Genomic DNA, 17,110 nt, shown 5'->3' with positions numbered 1-17,110 from the left:
TCCCTCGATCGTCTCTGGCTCGTCTGGTGGCTCGTCTGGCTGGTCAGTGTGCGCGTCGCCCTGCCGGGGCGCTCAGTTGAGCACCTGCATCTCGGCGACCTTGAGCTCGAAGGGCTTGCTGCTCTGGTTGATGCCGCGGATCGTGAAGGTGCGCGGGTTCGGCCCGCCGGTGACCACCACGGTGGCCTCCCAGTTCATCGTCACCGTGGCGCTGAAGACGCCGTTCTTCTCGCGGGCCGAGCTGGTCCTGAACTCGTAGCCGCAGTCGGGGGACTTCGCGTCGCCGTAGGCGGCGTCGTAGGGCGTGCCGGGGGTGGTGCAGGAGGTCTGGAGGCCGGCGCCGAAGCTCCAGTCCGCCCTGACCAGCCGGGGCGTGACGGTGACCGCGATGCCCGCGACCTCCGCGTGGCCGACGGCGGGCAGCGCGGCGTCGTCCGCCCAGAGCCAGACCGGGGCGTTGACCACCGCCGTGTTCCGGGGCGCGGCCCGGCCCACCGGAGGCCGGAAGCGCACCTGGTCGTAGGCCTTCTGGATGACCATGGCCTCCACGTTGACGTTCTGCCCGCCCGGCTGGGTCTCCTCGAAGACGATCTCCGCACCGCTCATCCCGCCGTCGCTCTGCGGGCAGACCTTGGTGTACAGCGAGCCCTTCGCGGGGTCGTTGCCGCCCCACTTCTCGTCCCCCGCGGGCGGCGGGTTGTCCAGCGGGCGGTAGTAGCAGCCCTTCTCGTTGCTGAACCAGCCCCGCTCGGGGTCGTGGCAGGCCCACTGGACGTCGTGGTAGCCGCACAGCTGCGGGCCGGCGTCCGAGCCGCCGCCACCGCCGGGCTGGGCGCCGCCGGGCTTCGGCTTGGAACCGCCGGAATTGACGTCTATGCAGATGACGTTCGGGTAGCACTGTTCGGCACCGCCGCCGGACGGTTCGTCCGCGCTCGCACCCGCCCCCGAGGACAGCAGCAACCCGGCGGACATCGACGCGGCGAGCGCGATTCGCCGGGCCGGTTTCCGTGCGTTCAGCATGTCCGGTCCACCTCCCGCTTGAAGTCGTGGATCAACCAATGTGCTTGGAACCAGCGCAGGGAGGCGGTTCCGACGTACCGGTCCAGGCGCGACCCCGGATCCTTGGCGGCCCCGGTGACGGCGTCGACGCGGTGCCAGGCCGACAGGTCGACGCAGTCCTCGATCACGGCGGTCTGCGGATCGGCTTCCAGGTCGACGGCCTTGACCACCGGGGAGTTGCGCGGCGTCCCGGTCATCACCACGTGGGCGTCGCGCAGTTGCCGGAGGCTGACCAGGCCGTCGGACAGCGCCCGCCCGGAGGCGTACTGCTCGAGTGCGTAACCGTCCGAATCCGAACGCCCGAAGACCTGGGCCTGGGCCTGCCACCAGTCCTGATAGGTCTTCACGGCCAGCCGTCCCATGGCCCCTTCCGACCCGCTGGTCGGCGCGATCGAGCCGTTTGCCGAACCACCCGAAGGAGTGAGCGGGTTCACTCCCGCGACGGTGGGCGCGGCCGACCCGAGGCGATCGACGGAACCGCCCGCACCACCGCCCGCACAGCCGCCGAGCAGCAACACCAGAACCGCCCCGCAGACCCCAACCGCCCCAGGGCGCAACACATTTCCGCGCTGCCGCATGGCCCCACCTCGTTGCGACCGACCTGATCCGTGATCCACGGCCGCCAGGAGAATTCCGCCGTCCCACCGGTGTTTCCGCTGGGGATCGATTCTTCGCCAACCCACCCCATCACGGCAACACCTCAGGCCCCCTGACCTTACGCGGAAGGCGGTTCCGTCGGGGCACTTTCCCGCCACAGAACGGCCAACAGTTCCTCGGAAAGCGACAATCCGGCCAATGCGCCCCGAACCGCGGCCCGATTGCGCATCAGGAGCCGCCCGGCGTGCGGCGGAACGAGCAGGCGCGCGCCGGGCGCACCCGAACTACCGACCGGGTCTCCACCACCCGTCAGCGCGGCCACCGCCGGCTGGAGATCGAGCGGGGCGACGGCCGCGGGGGCACCCGGGACACCCTGGCTCAGGACGGTGGTCAGGGCCCGGCTGAACGAGCCCTCCCCGCCCGGCAGGACGGCGTCCCGGCCGCGTCTGCCCGGAGCGTGGCGGTTCCCCGGGACGTAGCGGCTCCCCGGGGCGTAGCGGCCGATCCGGCCCCACAGCGGGACCCTGGAGTAGCTCAGCAGTTCGCCCGCGCCGTCCTCGCCGCGCTCCAGCGCCGCCCAGGTGTCCCGGTCGGCCGCCGCGTCGACCAGCAGCAGCGCCTCCTCCTGGTCCCCGTGCACCATCGCGCTGACCACCCAGTCCCAGGCCAGGCCCCGGCGGTAGGCGTTGTCGGCGGTGCTTCCCGCCGTGACCAGGGCGAGCCGGCGGCCGCGCGGATCCGCCACCAGCTGGCCGACCAGGCAGACCAGCAGCCAGCGTCCGGGGTGCTGGGCGGCGGCCCGGACGGCGGTGAGCATCGCGTTGGCGTCCGCCTCCGGCGGGACGACGGTGACCCGGCAGCCGGCCGCGCCGGTGTCGAAGCACATCCCGGGCAGCACGTCGGCGAGCAGCCGGGCGCCGTCCGGTGCGAGCGCCGCACCGCCGAAGGCCCGGTCGGGGCCGCCGTCCGCCCCGATCACCACCAGATCGACCCCGCCCGCCATCCGGTCGTCCCCCTCCTGCACCGTTTCTCCACCCGCCGGGCAGGCTACCGCTCCGGACGGACGCCGACGGGGCTCCCGGCCCGTCCGCTCAGGGACCATGGGCCCTATCGGCGCGCGCACCGACCGAGGACGATCGGACGCATGGAGCGTGAGGACCGTGTGGAGACCCTGAGCGAGGCCGAGTGCCTGCGGCTGCTCAGCACCGTGCCCGTCGGGCGCGTGGTGTACACCGAGCACGCGCTGCCGGCCGTCCTGCCGGTCTCCTTCGAGGTCCTGGACGGGCGGCTGGTGCTCGCCGTACGCCGGGGAAGTGCCACCGCGCGCGGGCTCGACGGCACGGTGGTGGCCTTCCAGGCGGATCTGCTGGACCCGGTCACCCGCACCGGGTGGAGCGTCCTGGTGCACGGGCGGGCCGACGTGGTGAGCGACCCGGAGCAGGTCCGGCGGGTGCTGCGCTCCGGCCTGCGGCCCTGGGTGGGCGATCCGGAGCCGCTGTTCGTCGCGCTGGTGCCGGAGCTGGTGAGCGGCCGCAGGCTGTTCCCGACCGGGCCCGGCGCCGCGGCGCGCCGGCCGTGGCGGCCGACGGGTGCCGGCTCCGTGAACACCGGCTCCCTGAACACCGGTTTTCCGTTCGGCTCCTGACAGACACCGAGGGGTAGGCATACGCTTCCGGCGTCCTGATCCCTCCGGGCCCGGCCCCCACCAGGAGCGCACCGTGACGACCTTCGCCTCCCTCGCCGAACTGACCGCCGCCGTCGGCACCGAGCTGGGCACCAGCCGGTGGCACACCGTCGAGCAGCGGCAGATCGACCTGTTCGCCGAGGCCACCGGCGACCACCAGTGGATCCACGTGGACCCGGAGCGGGCGAAGGAGAGCCAGTTCGGCTCGACCATCGCGCACGGCTACCTGACCCAGTCGATGATCCCGGTGTTCGCGAAGGAGTGCTACGCCGTCGAGGGCGTGCGGATGGCGCTCAACTACGGCTCCGACAAGGTCCGCTTCCCGGCGCCGGTGCCGGTGGGGACGGCGATCCGGGCCACCGCCGAGCTGCTCTCGGCCACCGAGGTGCCGGGCGGCGTCCAGGCGGTGGTGCGGTTCACGGTGACCAGCGAGCGGAGCGCCAAGCCGCACTGCGTCGCGGAGACGATCACCCGCTTCTACGCCTGACGGGGAGCACGCGGGGGCCGCACGCCCGCGCCCGGTCCCACGGGTGCGACTGCCGGGGTATGCCTGCCCGGGTACGCCTGCCCGGGTACGCCGATTGGACCGCACCGGGCCCTCCACCAGGTCCGGACGGCCCGTGGCGAGTAATCTCCGACGAGATGGTTGTCGTATCGCAGCAGCCCCATCCGTCGCTGCGGCGCGCGCCCCGGCCCGCCCGGTAGCCGTGACCGTCCCTGGAGGAGCCGTGCCCCGCCCCGCCCCGTGGTTCTCCCGCCTCGCCGGTCTGTCCTCGCAGCTCGCCCCGCCGGCTGCCGGTCCTGGCGCCGGGCCGGGCACCGAGCGCGCCGTCCCCGGCCTGGCCGGGCTGCCCCGGTCCGCCTGGCACCGGATCCGGACCGACGCCTTCGGCGCCGAGCCCAGGGGCGAGCGGCTGGCCCGCATCCGCCGCTCCCCGCAGTTCGCCGACGGCGCCTTCCGCAACGCGGTGCCGACCCGCCGCCTGGTGTACGAGCGCAGCCCGCTGGAGATCACCCGCGCCCAGCTGACCGGGGACAAGGCCCGCCGGACGCCGAGCGCCGCGGTACCGGTGCACCGGCTGCTGCCGGTCGACCTGGCCGCGCCGCCGGAGTCCGGACTGCGGCTGACCTGGCTGGGGCACGCCACCGTCCTGGCCGAGATCGGCGGACGGCGGGTGCTGATCGACCCGGTCTGGGGCGAGCGCTGCTCCCCCTTCTCCTGGACCGGGCCCAAGCGGCTGCACCCGGTGCCGCTGCCGCTGTCCGAACTCGGGGCGGTGGACGTGGTCGTGGTCTCCCACGACCACTACGACCACCTCGACATGGGGACCGTCCGGGCGCTGCTCGGGACGGACGCGGTGTTCGCCGTCCCGCTCGGGGTCGGGGCCCACCTGGAGCACTGGGGGGTGCCGACCGGGCGGATCGTCGAACTGGACTGGTGGGAGTCGGCCGAGGTCGCCGGGCTGACCCTGACCGCCACGCCGGCCCGGCACTACTGCAGCCGCGGGCCGCGCACCAGCGCGCTGTTCCTGTGGGCGTCCTGGGTGGTGGCCGGCGGCGGGCAGCGGATCTTCCACAGCGGGGACACCGGCTACTTCCCCGGCTTCGCCGAGATCGGCCGCCGGCTCGGGCCGTTCGACGCGACGATGATGCAGGTCGGCGCGTACAGCGACTTCTGGCCCCAGGTGCACATGACGCCTGAGGAGGGCGTACGGGCGCACCTGGACCTGGGCGGCGACCTGCTGCTGCCGATCCACTGGTGCACCTTCAACCTCGCGCCGCACCCCTGGGAGGAGCCCGCCGAGCGGGTGGTCGCCGCCGCGCAGGCGCTCGGCGCCCGGCTGGCGGTGCCCCGCCCCGGCAAGCCCTTCGAGCCCGCCTCCCCACCTGCCCTGCGGCTGTGGTGGCGCGCCGTCGCCGGCGCCCCGCGCGGCAGCACGCCGTCGACCGACGGGCAGCCGGGCACCGTGGGGGCCGCGGCGGCGACCGCGGGGGCATCTGGGGCATCTGGGGCATCTGGGGCAGCGGGGACCGCCGCGGAACGGACGGGGGCGGGCGAACAGACGACGACTTTCAGCGAACAGATTTCAAAATCTGTTCGCTGAAATCTGTTCGCTGAAAGTCGTGCGCTGAAAGTCGTGCGCTGAAGTCTGTTCGCTGAAAGCCGTCAGCTGACCCCTGTCCGCCGCCCGCCGACCGCCCCCACCCGTCCGCGCCGGCGCCGGATCAACGCCCAGGCCCCCTGCTGGACCGTCAGCGTCAACACCCCGGCCAGCACGATCCCCAGCAGGTTCAGCAGCAGTTGGACACTGGAACCCCAGAACTGCCGGACGTCGCCGTAGCCGAGGGCGACGGCCGCGTTGGCCGCCGCCGGAACGGTGGTGACCGAGATCGCCACGCCGACCAGCGTCCCGGCCTTCGAGGAGGTGAGCGAGAGCAGCCCCGCGATCCCCGCCAGGAAGGCGACCACGAACGAGGTCGCGTCGGGCTGCCAGATGAAGGAGGTGTTGGGCCGGGCCGCGTCGAACTGCGCCTCGCTGAACAACCCGAGACCGTCCATCAGCACGCCGAAGCAGACGGTCAGCCCCATGGCCACCACGAACCCCGTCACCAGCGCGTTCAACGAGCGCAGCGCAGGGCGCAGCCGCCGCTGGACGACCGCCACGCAGAGCCCCGCCAGCGGCCCGAACTCCGGCCCGACGGCCATCGCGCCGACGACCAGGATCGCGCTGTCCAGCACCGCGCCGCAGGCCGCGAGCATGGTGGCGACGGTCAGGAAGGCCAGGAACACCCAGGTGAGCGTGGACTCCTCGTGGGTGATCTCGGAGACCGACTCCCACACCAGCGCGTCGGCCCCCTCCCCGGGGGCCGACCGCTCGGCCTCGTCGGCGGCCGCCGAGAGGGTCAGCTCGACCGAGGAGACGTCGATCGCCCCGCGCTCGGCCAGCCCCGTGCCGCGCAGCACGCCCAGGACCTCGTCCGCCGCCTCCCGGGCCACGTCGCAGAGCACCACGTCCCCGGCGGGGCGGACGGCCGCGTCCGGGAGCAGGACGACGTGCGTCACTCCGACGGCCTCGTCCAGACACTCCAGGACGGCCGCCCGCAGGTCGGGCGGGACGATCAGGCGAAGGTGCAGCACGGGCACTCCGGTGGGGCAGGGCGGGCGGGATTCCCGCCCACCCTAGGCACTCCCGCCCGACCGGCGCCCCGCCCCCCGGCCCCTCACCGCTCCGGCCCTGCCCTCACCGCCCCGATCCCCACCCCCTCAACCCGCGAGGACGTCCCGCAGCGCGCGGGCCTCCTTGACCACCCGGCCCGCGCCGCCACGCCCGGCCACGGACGTGACCTCGGCGATCGCCCCGCGGGCCCCGGTGCGCCGGGCGCAGTCGGCGGCCAGCGCGACGAGGTCGCCCAGCCCGCGCGTCGCCGGGGCCTCGCCCAGCAGGCCCGGCAGGGCCGCCGCCAGCACCGGCCAGACCGTCGCCCGGGCCCCGGCCTCCGCCGCCAGGGTGAGCGACGCCGCCAGCCGGCCGACCGCCACCGTGCCGCAGTCCACCAGCGCGCCGAGCTCGCGGCCGAGCAGCGCGCCGTCCAGGTCCCCGCGCGCGGCGAGCACCAGCAGCGCGTCCACCGCCGCCGTCCGGTCCTCGGCGTGCCGGGCGCCCAGTCCGTACGCCAGCGCCAGGTGCAGCGCGAGCCCGGCCGGCCCGCCGGCCTCGGCGAGCAGCGGGAGGCGGCGGACGGCGCCGCGCTCGTCCCGGTCGGCGCACTCGGCGAAGGCGTCGAGCCAGCGCGCGGCGAGTTCCTCCCGGTGCCAGGGCAGCATCGCGAACCAGTGCCCGACGGGCCGGCGGCTCCAGCCGTACACCGCCCGGGCCCGGTCGACGCTGGGCCCGGTGGCGTCCAGCAGCGCCCGCAGCTCGGACGCGAGCCGCTGCCCGCCCGGCCCCTTCGGCCCGCCGCCGAGGCCCGGCTGGGCGACGGCGATCCGCTCGACCTCCTCCCACCAGCGGTTCCCGTCCGCGTTGACGCGCCGCAGTCCCTCGCCGGGGGCGAACAGCACCCGCTCGGAGGGCTGCCCCGGCAGGCCGCCGGTGCGCAGCCAGTGCGCCACCCAGCGCCCGGCCGGGGAGCCGAGCGCCTCGGCCGCGCGCAGCACCGCCGCGTCCGCGGGGCCGACCCGCAGCAGGGCCTGGGACAGGTCGGCCTTCCCCGGCTTGGCGCCCACCGCCTCGTACCCGGCGATCCGCTCGACCAGCACGCCGGCGTCCAGGGCGCCGGTGGCGTCGCTCGGGGTGGCCAGCAGGTACGGCAGCCGGGCGTGGAACACCTCCCGGGCCGCCTCCTCCAGCCGGGCGGCGAGGACGGCCCCGGGCACGCTGGTCCGCGGGCCGCGCAGGGCGGAGCGGCCCATCCGGGTGAGGTAGTCCCAGATCTTCCACGGCGGCGTCCCGCCGTCCACCGCGGACACCACGTAGAGCACCTCCCGGGGCGTGCAGTCCCCCCGGTTCGTGATGCCGCTCCACCGGTGCACCCGGCGGACCGGCTCCAGTGCCTCGGCCAGCGCCCTCCGGTCCCGGTGGGTCAGCCGGACGATCCCGTCCAGCACCCGTTCGAAGTCCGCCACGCCCGGCTCGTCCGCGGCGAGCAGGGCGGACAGCTCCTCGGCGAGTTCGCCCGCCGAGCCGATCGGCGCGCCGAGCCGGCGCGGTTCGGGGGCCGGCGGGAGGCACCCGTCCCCCTCGGCGCCCGGGCCGTCCCCGCCGCCGACCGGCGCGCCGAGCAGCTCGCCGGCGCGCTGGCGGTGGGCCGGGTCGAGCGCCGCGGCGGCGGCCCGCAGGTCCGCGACCACCGCCTCGCCCGCCGCTGCCAGATGACGGGCCACCACGTTCAGCGCCCGCTCCTGGAGGGCCGCGTCCGGGTGCCCGAAGGCCCCGGCGGCGGCCAGCACCACCGGGCCGGAGCGCTCGGGCGCGCGCCGGGCCGCCCGGTCCAGCCAGGTCAGCTGGGCGCGGACCAGCTTCTTCTCGGCCCGGAAGAGCACCACCGCCGAGGCCTCGGCGAGCACCCCGGGCTCGATCAGCCCGGCCTCGTCCAGCCCGGCGAGCACCTCCTGGGCGTGCCCGGCGAGCACCGACGGGCCGTCCAGCAGGGCGATGACGTCGCGCACCCGGGCCGCGTACTCCCCGGGCGTCGGGGCGAGCCCCCGCAGCACCGCCAGGAACGCCCGCTGGTCGGCCGCCCTGCCACCGCGCAGCAGCCGGGCCAGGCAGCGGCCGAGCACGTCGGCCCGGTCCACCACCCCGGCCGCGGCCAGTTCGCCGATCGCCTCCGTCCAGACGTCGCCGGGGCGCGGGCTGAGCCGGAAGGTCAGCGGCCAGCCGACGTCCGCGAGGTCGAACAGCTCGGGCAGCAGCAGCGGGGTGAAGGCGTCCTCGCGCAGCGTCTCGGCCAGCGTCCGACGCGGGCCGCCGACCTGGTTCGTCCGGTCCATCCAGCCCCGGACGAAGGACTCGCCGCGCGGCACCTCGCAGCCGGTGCTCCGGACCACGGCCTCGACCACCGGGTACGTCGACGAGCCCCAGGAGCGGCTCGGCCGGGCGGCGAGCCGGGTGGCCACCTCGACCTGCCACTCCACCGGCTGCGCCCGGATGACCTGGTGCAGCACCGAGTTCGGCACCCACTGGCCGCTGCCCCCGAAGTCGCCGCCGGCCAGCCAGGTGGCGGCGCCCGCCGGACCGGTGTGGCAGCCGGCCCCGGCGGCCAGCAGCCGCTCCCTGGTCTCGGCGGCCTCCCGCGACCAGTCCGCGCGCAGTTCCCGGCGCAGCTCCTTGAGGACGGCCAGGGCCGCCCGCCGCTGGGCCGCGTCCAGTGCGGCCAGCAGCTCCGGTATCCGGGCCAGCCGGCCGGACCGGACGGCCGTCAGGAGTTCGTCCACCGGCCCCTGCCGGTCGGCACCCGCCGTGCTGCTCACGCTCCGGCCCCCTTCTCCACTGCGGCCCTCTCCACTGCGGCCCTCTCCACCGCGGCCGCGGCAGCCGCCCCGGCCACCCCGGCCGCGTCCGCCGGCTCCCGCACCATGGCGACCGCCAGCGCGTGCTTGCACGGCCCGCGCCCGCCCCGGTACCTGGCCCACCACAGGCAGGTGCAGCTCAGCCGCCCCGACGCGTCCGACCGCACCCGCTGGAGGTGGTCGTCCACCGTGACGACGGCCGTCGCCCCGCCCGCCTCCAGCCGCACCGCGCCCGCCTCGACCAGCGCCCGGGCGGCCCGCAGCCGGGGGTTGGCCGCCTCGGCCCGCCCGGAGTCGTACGGGAGCTGCCGGTGGAAGTGGGCGGCCTCGGCGGTGTCGTAGCCGATCTGCCCGGCGGTGCCCAGCCGGGTGAGCGCGGCGCGCACCCGCTCGGGGCTCAGCCCCGAGTCGGCGGCGAGGTCCCCGACCTCGATCCGGGGCTCCCAGGCGAGCAGCACCGCGACCAGCTCGGCGTCCCGCTCGGCCGTGCCGGTGGCGAGCGCGTCGAGCACCCCGCCCTCACCGGAGAAGCCCCGGGAGGCGTCCGGCGACAGCGTCAGTGTCAGCCGCATGCCGGGCAGCACCACCTCCCAGGCGGAGGCGGTCGGCTCCCCGGCCGCGACCGGCCCGTACACCCGCAGGGCGAGCGCGTGCCGCAGCACCCGCTGGAGCGCCACCAGCCGCTCGGGCCCGGGCAGGCACACGGCGCCCGGGGCCGGACGGGTGGTCGGCCGCAGGGCCTTCCCGGCCGGGACGACCCAGCCGACGCCGCCCCGCCCGCCCCGCGGCAGCGAGCGCAGGAACCGGACCGCCTCGGCGGCGGGCAGCTCGGCGCGCGGCTCGAAGCCGGCGGCGACGACCTGGGTCTCGGCGAAGCCGCGCAGCCAGCGCTCCGGCAGCGGGACCTTCTTCTCGACCAGCGGGCCGTCGAAGGTGGTGACCTCCAGCGCGTCCGGCCCGACCGCGAGGTGCAGCGGATCGGCCGGGCCGATCCTGGTCAGCGCCTCGCGCTGCGGGTTGTTGACGTCCACGTTGGTGGTGCCGTGGCCGATCTCGTCCCCGTCCAGCCCGGCCCCGAGCACGTCGAGCCGGGCGTAGACGCCGCAGCAGCCCGAGAAGGACTCGAAGCGCAGCCGGTCCCCGTTGGCCGTGACCACCGGATCGAGCGAGGCGCGCAGCCGGGGCTGGTGGTAGCGCGCGGCGGCGACGTCCGCGACGGCGAGCAGCGCGGCGGCGGCCGGGGCCGGATCGGCCAGGAAGCCCGCGAAGAAGCGCGGGTTGGCGGCGGCGCCGAGCGGGGTGGCGCCGCCGGAGGTGGCCAGCGCGAGGCGCCGGCCGTCGGCGCCGTCCAGGACGGCCGACGGGCGCAGATAGGCGTACGCGTGGGCGGATTGCGTCATGCCGGGCACGCTAGGTGAGGGCACTGACACTCCGTCCGCCCGGCGCCGCCCGGGGCCCGGACTGGAACGTGTTCTACGGCCTCGGCGCTGCCCGGGACGGCGTTACCCAGGTCACACCGCGGCGCGGTCGGCTTCTGCCACTATGGCCTCGTGACCGACCTCACCGAACCGCACGTCCGGGCCGACCGGCGCGCCCGGCCGACCGCCCCGTTCGCCGGACTGCTGGCGATCGAACGCCTGGATGAGAACACGTTCCGCGGCCACTGCCACGCCGGCGCCCCGATGCGCGCCTTCGGCGGCCACCTCGCCGCGCAGGCGCTCGTCGCCGCCGGGCGGACCAGCGAGGACCGGCGGCCGGTGCACTCGCTGCACGGCTACTTCCTGCTGCCGGGCTCCCCGGCCCGCCCGATCGACTACCTCGTCGACCGGGTCCGCGAGGGCATGTCGTACACCACCCGCCGGGTGACGGCGGTCCAGAACGGGAACGAGATCTTCACCCTCTCGGTCTCCTTCAAGCACCCGGAGCCGGCGCCCGACCGCCAGCGCCGGATCCCGCAGCTGCCGCCCCCGGAGTCCCTGCCGAACGCCGTCGCCCAGCTGCCCGAGGAGGTCCGCCGGGCGTTCGCCGCGGCCGGCGGCTTCCGCGACCTGGACGTGCGGTTCGTCCCGGCGGACGCCCCGGGACTGCCGCCGACCGCGCCCGGGCTGCTCCAGCAGTTCGTCTGGATGCGCACCGCCTCCCCGCTGCCGGACGGGGACCCGCTGCTGCACGCCGGCGCCCTCACCTACCTGTCCGACCTCACCCTGGCCTCCACCGCCGGGCTGAACGTGCAGCCGAACTTCTTCCAGCGCACCGAGCCGCCCCGGCTGCTGATGGCCTCGCTGGACCACGCGATGTGGTTCCACCGCCCGTTCCGGGCCGACCGGTGGCTGCTGTTCGCCCAGCGCAGCCCGTCCTCCTCGGACGGCCGGGGCCTGGCGCTCGGCGAGTTCTACGACCTGGACGGCCGGCTGGTCGCCTCCGCCGTGCAGGAGGCGCTGATCCGCGACCCCTCGTGAGGCCACCGCGCGCCCGCCGCCCGCCCGGTCCGCCCTGCCCGCCCTGCCCGCCCGCGGCACCACCCGGCCCCCACCCGACCACCTCCGGCACCCCGGTGACCACCGGACGAACGGAAGGGGGCCGGACGGCGTCATACTCCTGAGCGGTCCCGGCCCGTATCATGGTGCGGGTGACCAAGGTTGACCTGTCACCACGGCCGGTGGAGGCGATGTCTCCGCGTCAGCTCGAACGCCGCGAGGGCCTGATCGCGGCCGCGCTCGCCCTGGTGAACGAGATCGGCGTCGAGCGGATGCAGATGAAACAGGTCTGTGAGCGGTCCGGAGTCGCCCTGGGGACGGCGTACCGCTACTTCTCCTCCAAGGACCACCTCCTGGCCGCCGCGATCGCCGAATGGCACCGCAGGCTGCTGGCCGATCTGGTGGCCGAGCTGCGCGGGCCGCGGGCCGGCCCGGGCGCCACCGACCGGGCGGTCCGGTTCGTCCGGGGCGGGATGCGCGCCTACCAGCGGCAGCCCGAGCTCGCCCGGCTGCGGGTGGCGGTGGCCGCCTCCACGGACCCGTTCGCCAGCGAGGCCCTCCAGGGCATGGCCCGGGCCGACAGCACCGCCCTTCAGGCGGTGACGGCCGAGGTGCCGGCCGCCGCGAGCGACCTGGTGCGGCACATCGTGGCGCACGCCTGGCAGGGCGAGCTGACCGCCTGGGTGACCGGCCGCACCACCCTCGGGGACGCCCGGCGCCGGCTGGAGGACGTGGTGCGGCTGGTGCTGACCCCGTACGAGACCCGGTACCCGGCCCCGTACGAGGTCCAGTCCACCGGCTGAGCCGTGCCCCGCGCCGCCGGGCCGGACCACGACGCGGTGCGTCCGCGACCCGGCCCGGTCCGGACCGGTTCGGGCCCGGTTCCGGACCGGCTCCGCTCAGACCACCGTCACCGGGTGGGCCACCACGGCACCGAACAGGTAGCCCTCCCGGTTGAACACCGCCCGTTCCGGCTGGGTGTTGCCCCGGCGGTCCGTCGCGCGGGCGCGCAGCTCGTACGGGCCGGGCCGCTCGGGGCGCCAGTCGAGGCTCCAGCGCGTCCAGCCGTCGGCCCGCGGCTCGTCGCGCAGGTCGGCCTGCCGCCAGCTCCGGCCGCCGTCGGTGCTCACCTCGACCCGGCGCACCGCGGCCGCGCCGGACCACGAGCGCCCGTGCAGCCGGTGCCGGCGGCCCGCGGCCAGCCGGGCTCCGACGGCCAGTTCGAAGGCGCTCTTGACCACCTGGGTGGTCAGCGGGTCGCCGCCGCCGGGCGGGTAGTCCGGGCCGAACATCCGGTAGAAGTCGGTGTTCCACGGCGAGTGCAGCGGGTGGTCGGCGACCTCCACGCTGCCCACCCACTTGATCGAGGCGATGCCCACCCAGCCGGGCACCACCAGCCGGGCCGGGGCGCCGTGGTCCGGGGTCAGCGGCTCGCCGTTCATCTCGTACGCGAGCAGCACGTCGTCCAGCGCCTTGGCGATCGGCAGCGGCCGGCGCACCGGGCCGTAGTTGGTGCCGTCGACGACGTAGTCCGGGTCCAGGCCGGTGGGCAGCACGTCCACCGCCGCGCCGGTCAGCCCCGCGGCCCGCAGCACCTCGGCCAGCCGGACGCCGCGCCAGCTCGCCGAGCCGACGCCGCCGAGCGTCCACGGCGTGCCCGGGACCGGCTGGCCCTGCTGGCCGGAGTAGTAGCTGCGGGCGTTGCCGGCGCACTCGATCAGCGCACTGATCCGGGTGGACGGCAGGGCCCGCAGGTCGTCCAGGCCGAACTCGACCGGGTGCTCGGCCGTCGGGGCACCGCGCAGCCCGCTGCCGAAGAGCCTGAGGCTCCAGGTGGCCGGGTCGATCAGCGGGGTGCTGGTGTGGTTGCGGACGAAGAACCGCTCGACCGGTACGTGCCGGCCGACGGTGGCGCCGCCGTCGGCGTCACGGAAGGCGTCCCAGCGGGTCTCGGCGTTGGTGCCGCGCGGCACGAACCACTCGGCGGGCAGCGGCTTGACGATCCCGGGCGAGAGCGGGAGCGAGGGCGAGGGCACGGGGGAGGGCGCGGAAACCGGCCCGGGCGCGGGCGCGAGCACCGGCGCGGGCACCTCTTCGGCGGCCGCCCGGCCCGCGGCCGGCAGCGGGACGCCCGGCACCGGCGCGGCGAGCACCCCGGCGGCGGAGACCGCCCTCAGCAGCGTCCGGCGGTTCACGCCGCCGGTGCGGGCGCCCTTCCGCGCAGCGTTCCGGGCGGCCCTCCAGGCGGCCCCCGGCGGGACGGCTTCGTTCGGGGTGCGGACCTCGTCGTCCATGAACGGCGTTCCTTCCGTGTCAGCGTGGGCGGTTCGGCGCTGCGCGCGACCGCGGCCGGGCCCGGGAGCCGCCCTGGGGCGGCCTCCCGCTCCCCCGTCCCGACCTTCTCACCAGTGGGGCTCCTACCGTTCCCCGGCGCGGCGAAACCCCGGCCCGCAGCGGAGCGATCCGTGTCAGCCACCCCGGCCGCGGCCGCCCGCCCGCCCCGGTGCCCGGCCGGCCGAACTGCGTGCCGCCGCCGTGGTGTTCCCCGCCGGCCGAGCCCACCGGGGGATCGCCGCCGAGGGAACACCCCGCTCCGCAGGGGCGTTGGCCCGGTCATGCTGATCGGAGAACTCGCCCGCCTGACCGGGGTGTCCACCCGTCTGCTCCGTTACTACGAGGAGCAGGGCCTGCTGCGACCGGACCGCACGACGGCCGGCTACCGCGCGTACGGCGAGGAGGACACCGTCCGGGTGTGGCAGATCCGCAGCCTGCTCGCGGCCGGTCTGAGCACCCGGGTCATCGCCGAGCTGCTGCCCTGCGCCACCGGCCCCGTCCCCGCCCTGGAGGCCTGCCCGCACCTCGTCGCCACCCTGCGCGACGAACTCGCCGACCTGGACTCCCGGATCGAGGACCTCACCCGCAGCCGCCGGGCACTCGCCCACTACCTCGCCTCCGCGCACGACTCCGGGCCCGACTCCGGGCCCGACTCCGTGCGGGACCACGGGCAGGCCCACGGGCACGAGTACAGCGAGGGGCGCGCGGCCTGACGGGACGTAGGTCCCGACCCGGCGCCTCTCCGGCGCGGCGTACCGCCACTCGCGGAGCGTTCTGGACATAGTGCGACATACAGCCTGACGCCGAGCGCTCCGACGCGCGCCGAGTATGTCGAGAGGTCCATCCGATGAGCAGCCAGCCGCCCCCGCCCGAGCACCCCGTGGAGGAGCCCGACGAACCCGCCGTGACCCTTCCGGCCGACCGGGCGGTGTTCGGCATCGGCGCCGTCGTGGTGCTGGCGGTGGTCGCCTGGGGCGTGTTCGCCGAGGACTCGCTCGGCCGGACGTCGAGCACCGCGCTCGGCTGGGTCCTGCACAACTTCGGCTGGCTGTTCGTGGTGGCCGGCGACGTCTTCCTGGTCGTCGCGCTGCTGCTCGCCTTCAGCCGCTTCGGCCGGATCAGACTCGGCCGCGACGAGGACGAGCCCGAGTTCTCCACCCTCGCCTGGGTCGCCATGATGTTCAGCGCGGGCATGGGCATCGGCCTGATGTTCTACGGCGTCGGCGAGCCGCTCCAGCTCTTCGCCACCCCGCAGCCCGGCTCCGGCCTGGCGCCGCAGAGCGCGGCCGCCGCCCAGCAGGCCCTGGAGTTCTCGCTCTTCCACTGGACCCTGCACCCGTGGGCGATCTACGCGATCGGCGGCCTGGCCCTCGCCTACACCACCTTCCGCAAGGGCCGGGGCAACCGGATCTCCGCCGCCTTCGTCCCGCTGATCGGGCAGCGCGGCGCGGACGGCTGGGCCGGGCGGACGATCGACCTGCTGGCCGTCTTCGCCACCGTGTTCGGCTCCGCCACCAGCCTCGGCCTCGGTGCGCTCCAGGTCGCCGACGGGCTGGGCTACATCTCCTCCCTCCGCAACACCCAGAGCGCCCAGCTGATCATCATCGGCTCGCTGACCGCCGCGTTCGTGGTCTCGGCGTTCTCCGGCGTCCACAAGGGCGTGAAGTGGCTCTCCACCGCGAACGTCGTGATGGCCTCGCTGATCATGGTCTTCGTCTTCGTGGTCGGGCCGACGGTGTTCGCCCTGGACGCGATCCCCTCCTCGGTCGGCGGCTACCTCTCCGACCTGCTCGCGCTGTCCACCCAGACCGGCGCCTTCACCGACGAGGGCTGGCTCGGTTCCTGGACGATCTTCTACTGGGCCTGGTGGCTCTCCTGGGCACCCTTCGTCGGCACCTTCATCGCACGGATCTCGCGCGGCCGCACCGTCCGCCAGTTCCTGCTCGGCGTGCTGCTGGTGCCCAGCGGGGCGACGGTCGTCTGGTTCTGCGTGATGGGCGGCACCGCGATCCGGCTGGTCACCACCGGCGCGGCCGACCTGGTGGCGACCATCCCGCAGGGCCCGGAGGCCTCGCTGTTCGAGATGCTGCGCTCGCTGCCGCTCGGCTCGGTGACCAGCGTGGTCGCGGTGCTGCTGGTGATGACCTTCTTCATCACCAGCGCCGACTCGGCCTCGCTGGTGCTCGGCTCGCTCTCCAGCCGGGGATCACTGCACCCGCGCACCTGGCTGGTGGTGGTCTGGGGCGTGCTGATGGGCGGGGTCGCGGCGGCCCTGCTGCTGGCCGGCGGGCTCACCGCGCTCCAGAACGCCACGATCCTGGTCGCGCTGCCCTTCGTCGTGGTGATGCTGCTGCTGTGCGTCTCGCTGGTGAAGGAGCTCCGCGAGGACCCGGCTGCCGCGCCCGCCCGGTTCCACCCGCGGCACGGCCTGCGGGACGCCGTCCGGGAGACCGTCGGCGAGCCGGGCACACGCCGCTGACCAGCGCGTACGCCCCACCCCGTGACGGGTGGGGCGTATGCGGCCAACCGACGCCCAACCCCCGTCCGGACTTCACCCGCGCGTACCGACCGTTCACGCCGCCCTGGAAACCTCCCGGTCATGAACGCCAACCCTCAGGCGCCCTACCAGGACCCGCGCTTCCCCCTGCCCCAACGGCACCGCCGGCTGCTCGCCGTCACAGCCGTCCTCGCCTCCATCGCCCTCGGCACCCTGGGCGTCGGCGCCACCGTGGAAACCGTCGCACACGGACCCCTCACGAGCGCCTCCGCCGGCAAGTAACGCCCGCCCGCCCCGGCACCGCGGTCCGCCACCGGACGCGGTGCTTCTTGCTGTTCCCCTCCACGGCGGCGGGCCGAGCCGGAGCGGGCGCCCCGGCCCCGCACGCTGTCCGGCGCGAGGGCCGGCCGGAAACGGGCCCCGCAGGCCGAGGCCGCCCGGGCCCGCAC

The 17,110-nt window shown here is 75.7% G+C and carries 15 protein-coding genes; 8 read left to right on the top strand and 7 right to left on the bottom strand.

Annotation, left to right across the window (positions count from 1 at the left end):
• Positions 1-72: 72 nt before the first annotated feature.
• The 3 genes from ACH5AR_RS01995 to ACH5AR_RS01985 all read right to left on the bottom strand — a co-directional run bounded on the left by ACH5AR_RS01995 (position 73) and on the right by ACH5AR_RS01985 (position 2,680).
• Positions 73-1,020: a hypothetical protein gene (locus ACH5AR_RS01995; RefSeq protein WP_396299404.1), complete on the bottom strand. Its 948-nt coding sequence runs from the start codon at positions 1,018-1,020 to the stop codon at positions 73-75.
• The gene (locus ACH5AR_RS01990) at positions 1,014-1,577 is read right to left on the bottom strand and encodes a hypothetical protein (protein WP_396299403.1); all 564 of its coding nucleotides are present in this window, start codon (positions 1,575-1,577) and stop codon (positions 1,014-1,016) included. The genes ACH5AR_RS01995 and ACH5AR_RS01990 overlap by 7 nt, the downstream gene beginning before the upstream one ends.
• Positions 1,578-1,774: 197 nt before the next feature.
• Positions 1,775-2,680, bottom strand: a complete 906-nt coding sequence (locus ACH5AR_RS01985; protein WP_396299402.1) for a hypothetical protein — start codon at positions 2,678-2,680, stop codon at positions 1,775-1,777.
• Positions 2,681-2,800: 120 nt separating this feature from the next.
• Here ACH5AR_RS01985 and ACH5AR_RS01980 point away from each other — a divergent pair, with 120 nt between their 5' ends.
• The 3 genes from ACH5AR_RS01980 (at position 2,801) to ACH5AR_RS01970 (ending at position 5,445) form a co-directional block, all read left to right on the top strand.
• Entirely contained in the window at positions 2,801-3,301 is a 501-nt protein-coding gene (locus ACH5AR_RS01980) for a pyridoxamine 5'-phosphate oxidase family protein (RefSeq protein WP_396299401.1), read from the top strand.
• Between the two features lie 73 nt (positions 3,302-3,374).
• The gene (locus ACH5AR_RS01975) at positions 3,375-3,827 is read left to right on the top strand and encodes a MaoC family dehydratase (RefSeq protein WP_396299400.1); all 453 of its coding nucleotides are present in this window, start codon (positions 3,375-3,377) and stop codon (positions 3,825-3,827) included.
• Between the two features lie 352 nt (positions 3,828-4,179).
• On the top strand, positions 4,180-5,445 hold the full coding sequence (locus ACH5AR_RS01970) for an MBL fold metallo-hydrolase (protein WP_396299534.1): 1,266 nt from the start codon (positions 4,180-4,182) through the stop codon (positions 5,443-5,445).
• A 62-nt stretch (positions 5,446-5,507) separates the two neighbouring features.
• On the opposite strand, the gene ACH5AR_RS01965 is transcribed toward ACH5AR_RS01970, so the two are convergent.
• From ACH5AR_RS01965 to ACH5AR_RS01955, 3 genes are all read right to left on the bottom strand, one after another.
• On the bottom strand, positions 5,508-6,479 hold the full coding sequence (locus tag ACH5AR_RS01965; RefSeq protein WP_396299399.1) for a DUF389 domain-containing protein: 972 nt from the start codon (positions 6,477-6,479) through the stop codon (positions 5,508-5,510).
• Positions 6,480-6,605: 126 nt separating this feature from the next.
• Positions 6,606-9,314, bottom strand: coding sequence for a DUF6493 family protein (locus tag ACH5AR_RS01960; RefSeq protein ID WP_396299398.1), 2,709 nt, complete (start codon positions 9,312-9,314; stop codon positions 6,606-6,608).
• Complete coding sequence (locus ACH5AR_RS01955; RefSeq protein ID WP_396299397.1) at positions 9,311-10,753, bottom strand: SWIM zinc finger family protein; 1,443 nt, start codon at positions 10,751-10,753, stop codon at positions 9,311-9,313. Before ACH5AR_RS01955 ends, ACH5AR_RS01960 begins: the two co-directional genes overlap by 4 nt.
• A gap of 150 nt (positions 10,754-10,903) precedes the next feature.
• Between ACH5AR_RS01955 and ACH5AR_RS01950 the strand changes: the two genes are divergently transcribed.
• Positions 10,904-11,812 (top strand): acyl-CoA thioesterase, encoded by a 909-nt coding sequence (locus ACH5AR_RS01950; protein WP_396299396.1) that lies wholly within the window; start codon positions 10,904-10,906, stop codon positions 11,810-11,812.
• A 170-nt stretch (positions 11,813-11,982) separates the two neighbouring features.
• A complete protein-coding gene (locus tag ACH5AR_RS01945) occupies positions 11,983-12,633 on the top strand; it encodes a TetR/AcrR family transcriptional regulator (RefSeq protein WP_396299395.1) in 651 nt (216 codons plus the stop codon).
• Between the two features lie 96 nt (positions 12,634-12,729).
• Here ACH5AR_RS01945 and ACH5AR_RS01940 read toward each other — a convergent pair whose 3' ends face one another.
• Positions 12,730-14,124 carry a sulfite oxidase gene (locus ACH5AR_RS01940; RefSeq protein WP_396299394.1) on the bottom strand — a complete coding sequence of 465 codons (1,395 nt, stop codon included), beginning with the start codon at positions 14,122-14,124 and terminating at the stop codon, positions 12,730-12,732.
• Between the two features lie 321 nt (positions 14,125-14,445).
• Here ACH5AR_RS01940 and ACH5AR_RS01935 point away from each other — a divergent pair, with 321 nt between their 5' ends.
• The 3 genes from ACH5AR_RS01935 (at position 14,446) to ACH5AR_RS01925 (ending at position 16,943) form a co-directional block, all read left to right on the top strand.
• A complete protein-coding gene (locus ACH5AR_RS01935) occupies positions 14,446-14,877 on the top strand; it encodes a MerR family transcriptional regulator (RefSeq protein ID WP_396299393.1) in 432 nt (143 codons plus the stop codon).
• Between the two features lie 134 nt (positions 14,878-15,011).
• On the top strand, positions 15,012-16,643 hold the full coding sequence (locus ACH5AR_RS01930) for a BCCT family transporter (RefSeq protein WP_396299392.1): 1,632 nt from the start codon (positions 15,012-15,014) through the stop codon (positions 16,641-16,643).
• Positions 16,644-16,763: 120 nt separating this feature from the next.
• The gene (locus tag ACH5AR_RS01925) at positions 16,764-16,943 is read left to right on the top strand and encodes a hypothetical protein (protein WP_396299391.1); all 180 of its coding nucleotides are present in this window, start codon (positions 16,764-16,766) and stop codon (positions 16,941-16,943) included.
• The last annotated feature ends 167 nt before the right edge of the window (positions 16,944-17,110 follow it).

Origin of the sequence: Kitasatospora sp. NPDC018619 (genome assembly GCF_044391605.1) — a bacterium.
Classification (GTDB): domain Bacteria; phylum Actinomycetota; class Actinomycetes; order Streptomycetales; family Streptomycetaceae; genus Kitasatospora.
The sequence above is the reverse complement of the archived record's forward strand: the minus strand, read 5'-3'. Positions and strand labels throughout refer to the sequence as shown.

Bases quoted from the DNA above. Each gene is read 5' to 3' on its own strand.
- ACH5AR_RS01980 (WP_396299401.1), top strand. From the start codon at position 2,801: ATGGAGCGTGAGGACCGTGTGGAGACCCTGAGCGAGGCCGAGTGCCTG.
- ACH5AR_RS01935 (WP_396299393.1), top strand. From the start codon at position 14,446: ATGCTGATCGGAGAACTCGCCCGCCTGACCGGGGTGTCCACCCGTCTG.
- ACH5AR_RS01955 (WP_396299397.1), bottom strand. From the start codon at position 10,753: ATGACGCAATCCGCCCACGCGTACGCCTATCTGCGCCCGTCGGCCGTC.
- ACH5AR_RS01925 (WP_396299391.1), top strand. From the start codon at position 16,764: ATGAACGCCAACCCTCAGGCGCCCTACCAGGACCCGCGCTTCCCCCTG.
- ACH5AR_RS01995 (WP_396299404.1), bottom strand. From the start codon at position 1,020: ATGCTGAACGCACGGAAACCGGCCCGGCGAATCGCGCTCGCCGCGTCG.
- ACH5AR_RS01930 (WP_396299392.1), top strand. From the start codon at position 15,012: ATGAGCAGCCAGCCGCCCCCGCCCGAGCACCCCGTGGAGGAGCCCGAC.
- ACH5AR_RS01940 (WP_396299394.1), bottom strand. From the start codon at position 14,124: ATGGACGACGAGGTCCGCACCCCGAACGAAGCCGTCCCGCCGGGGGCC.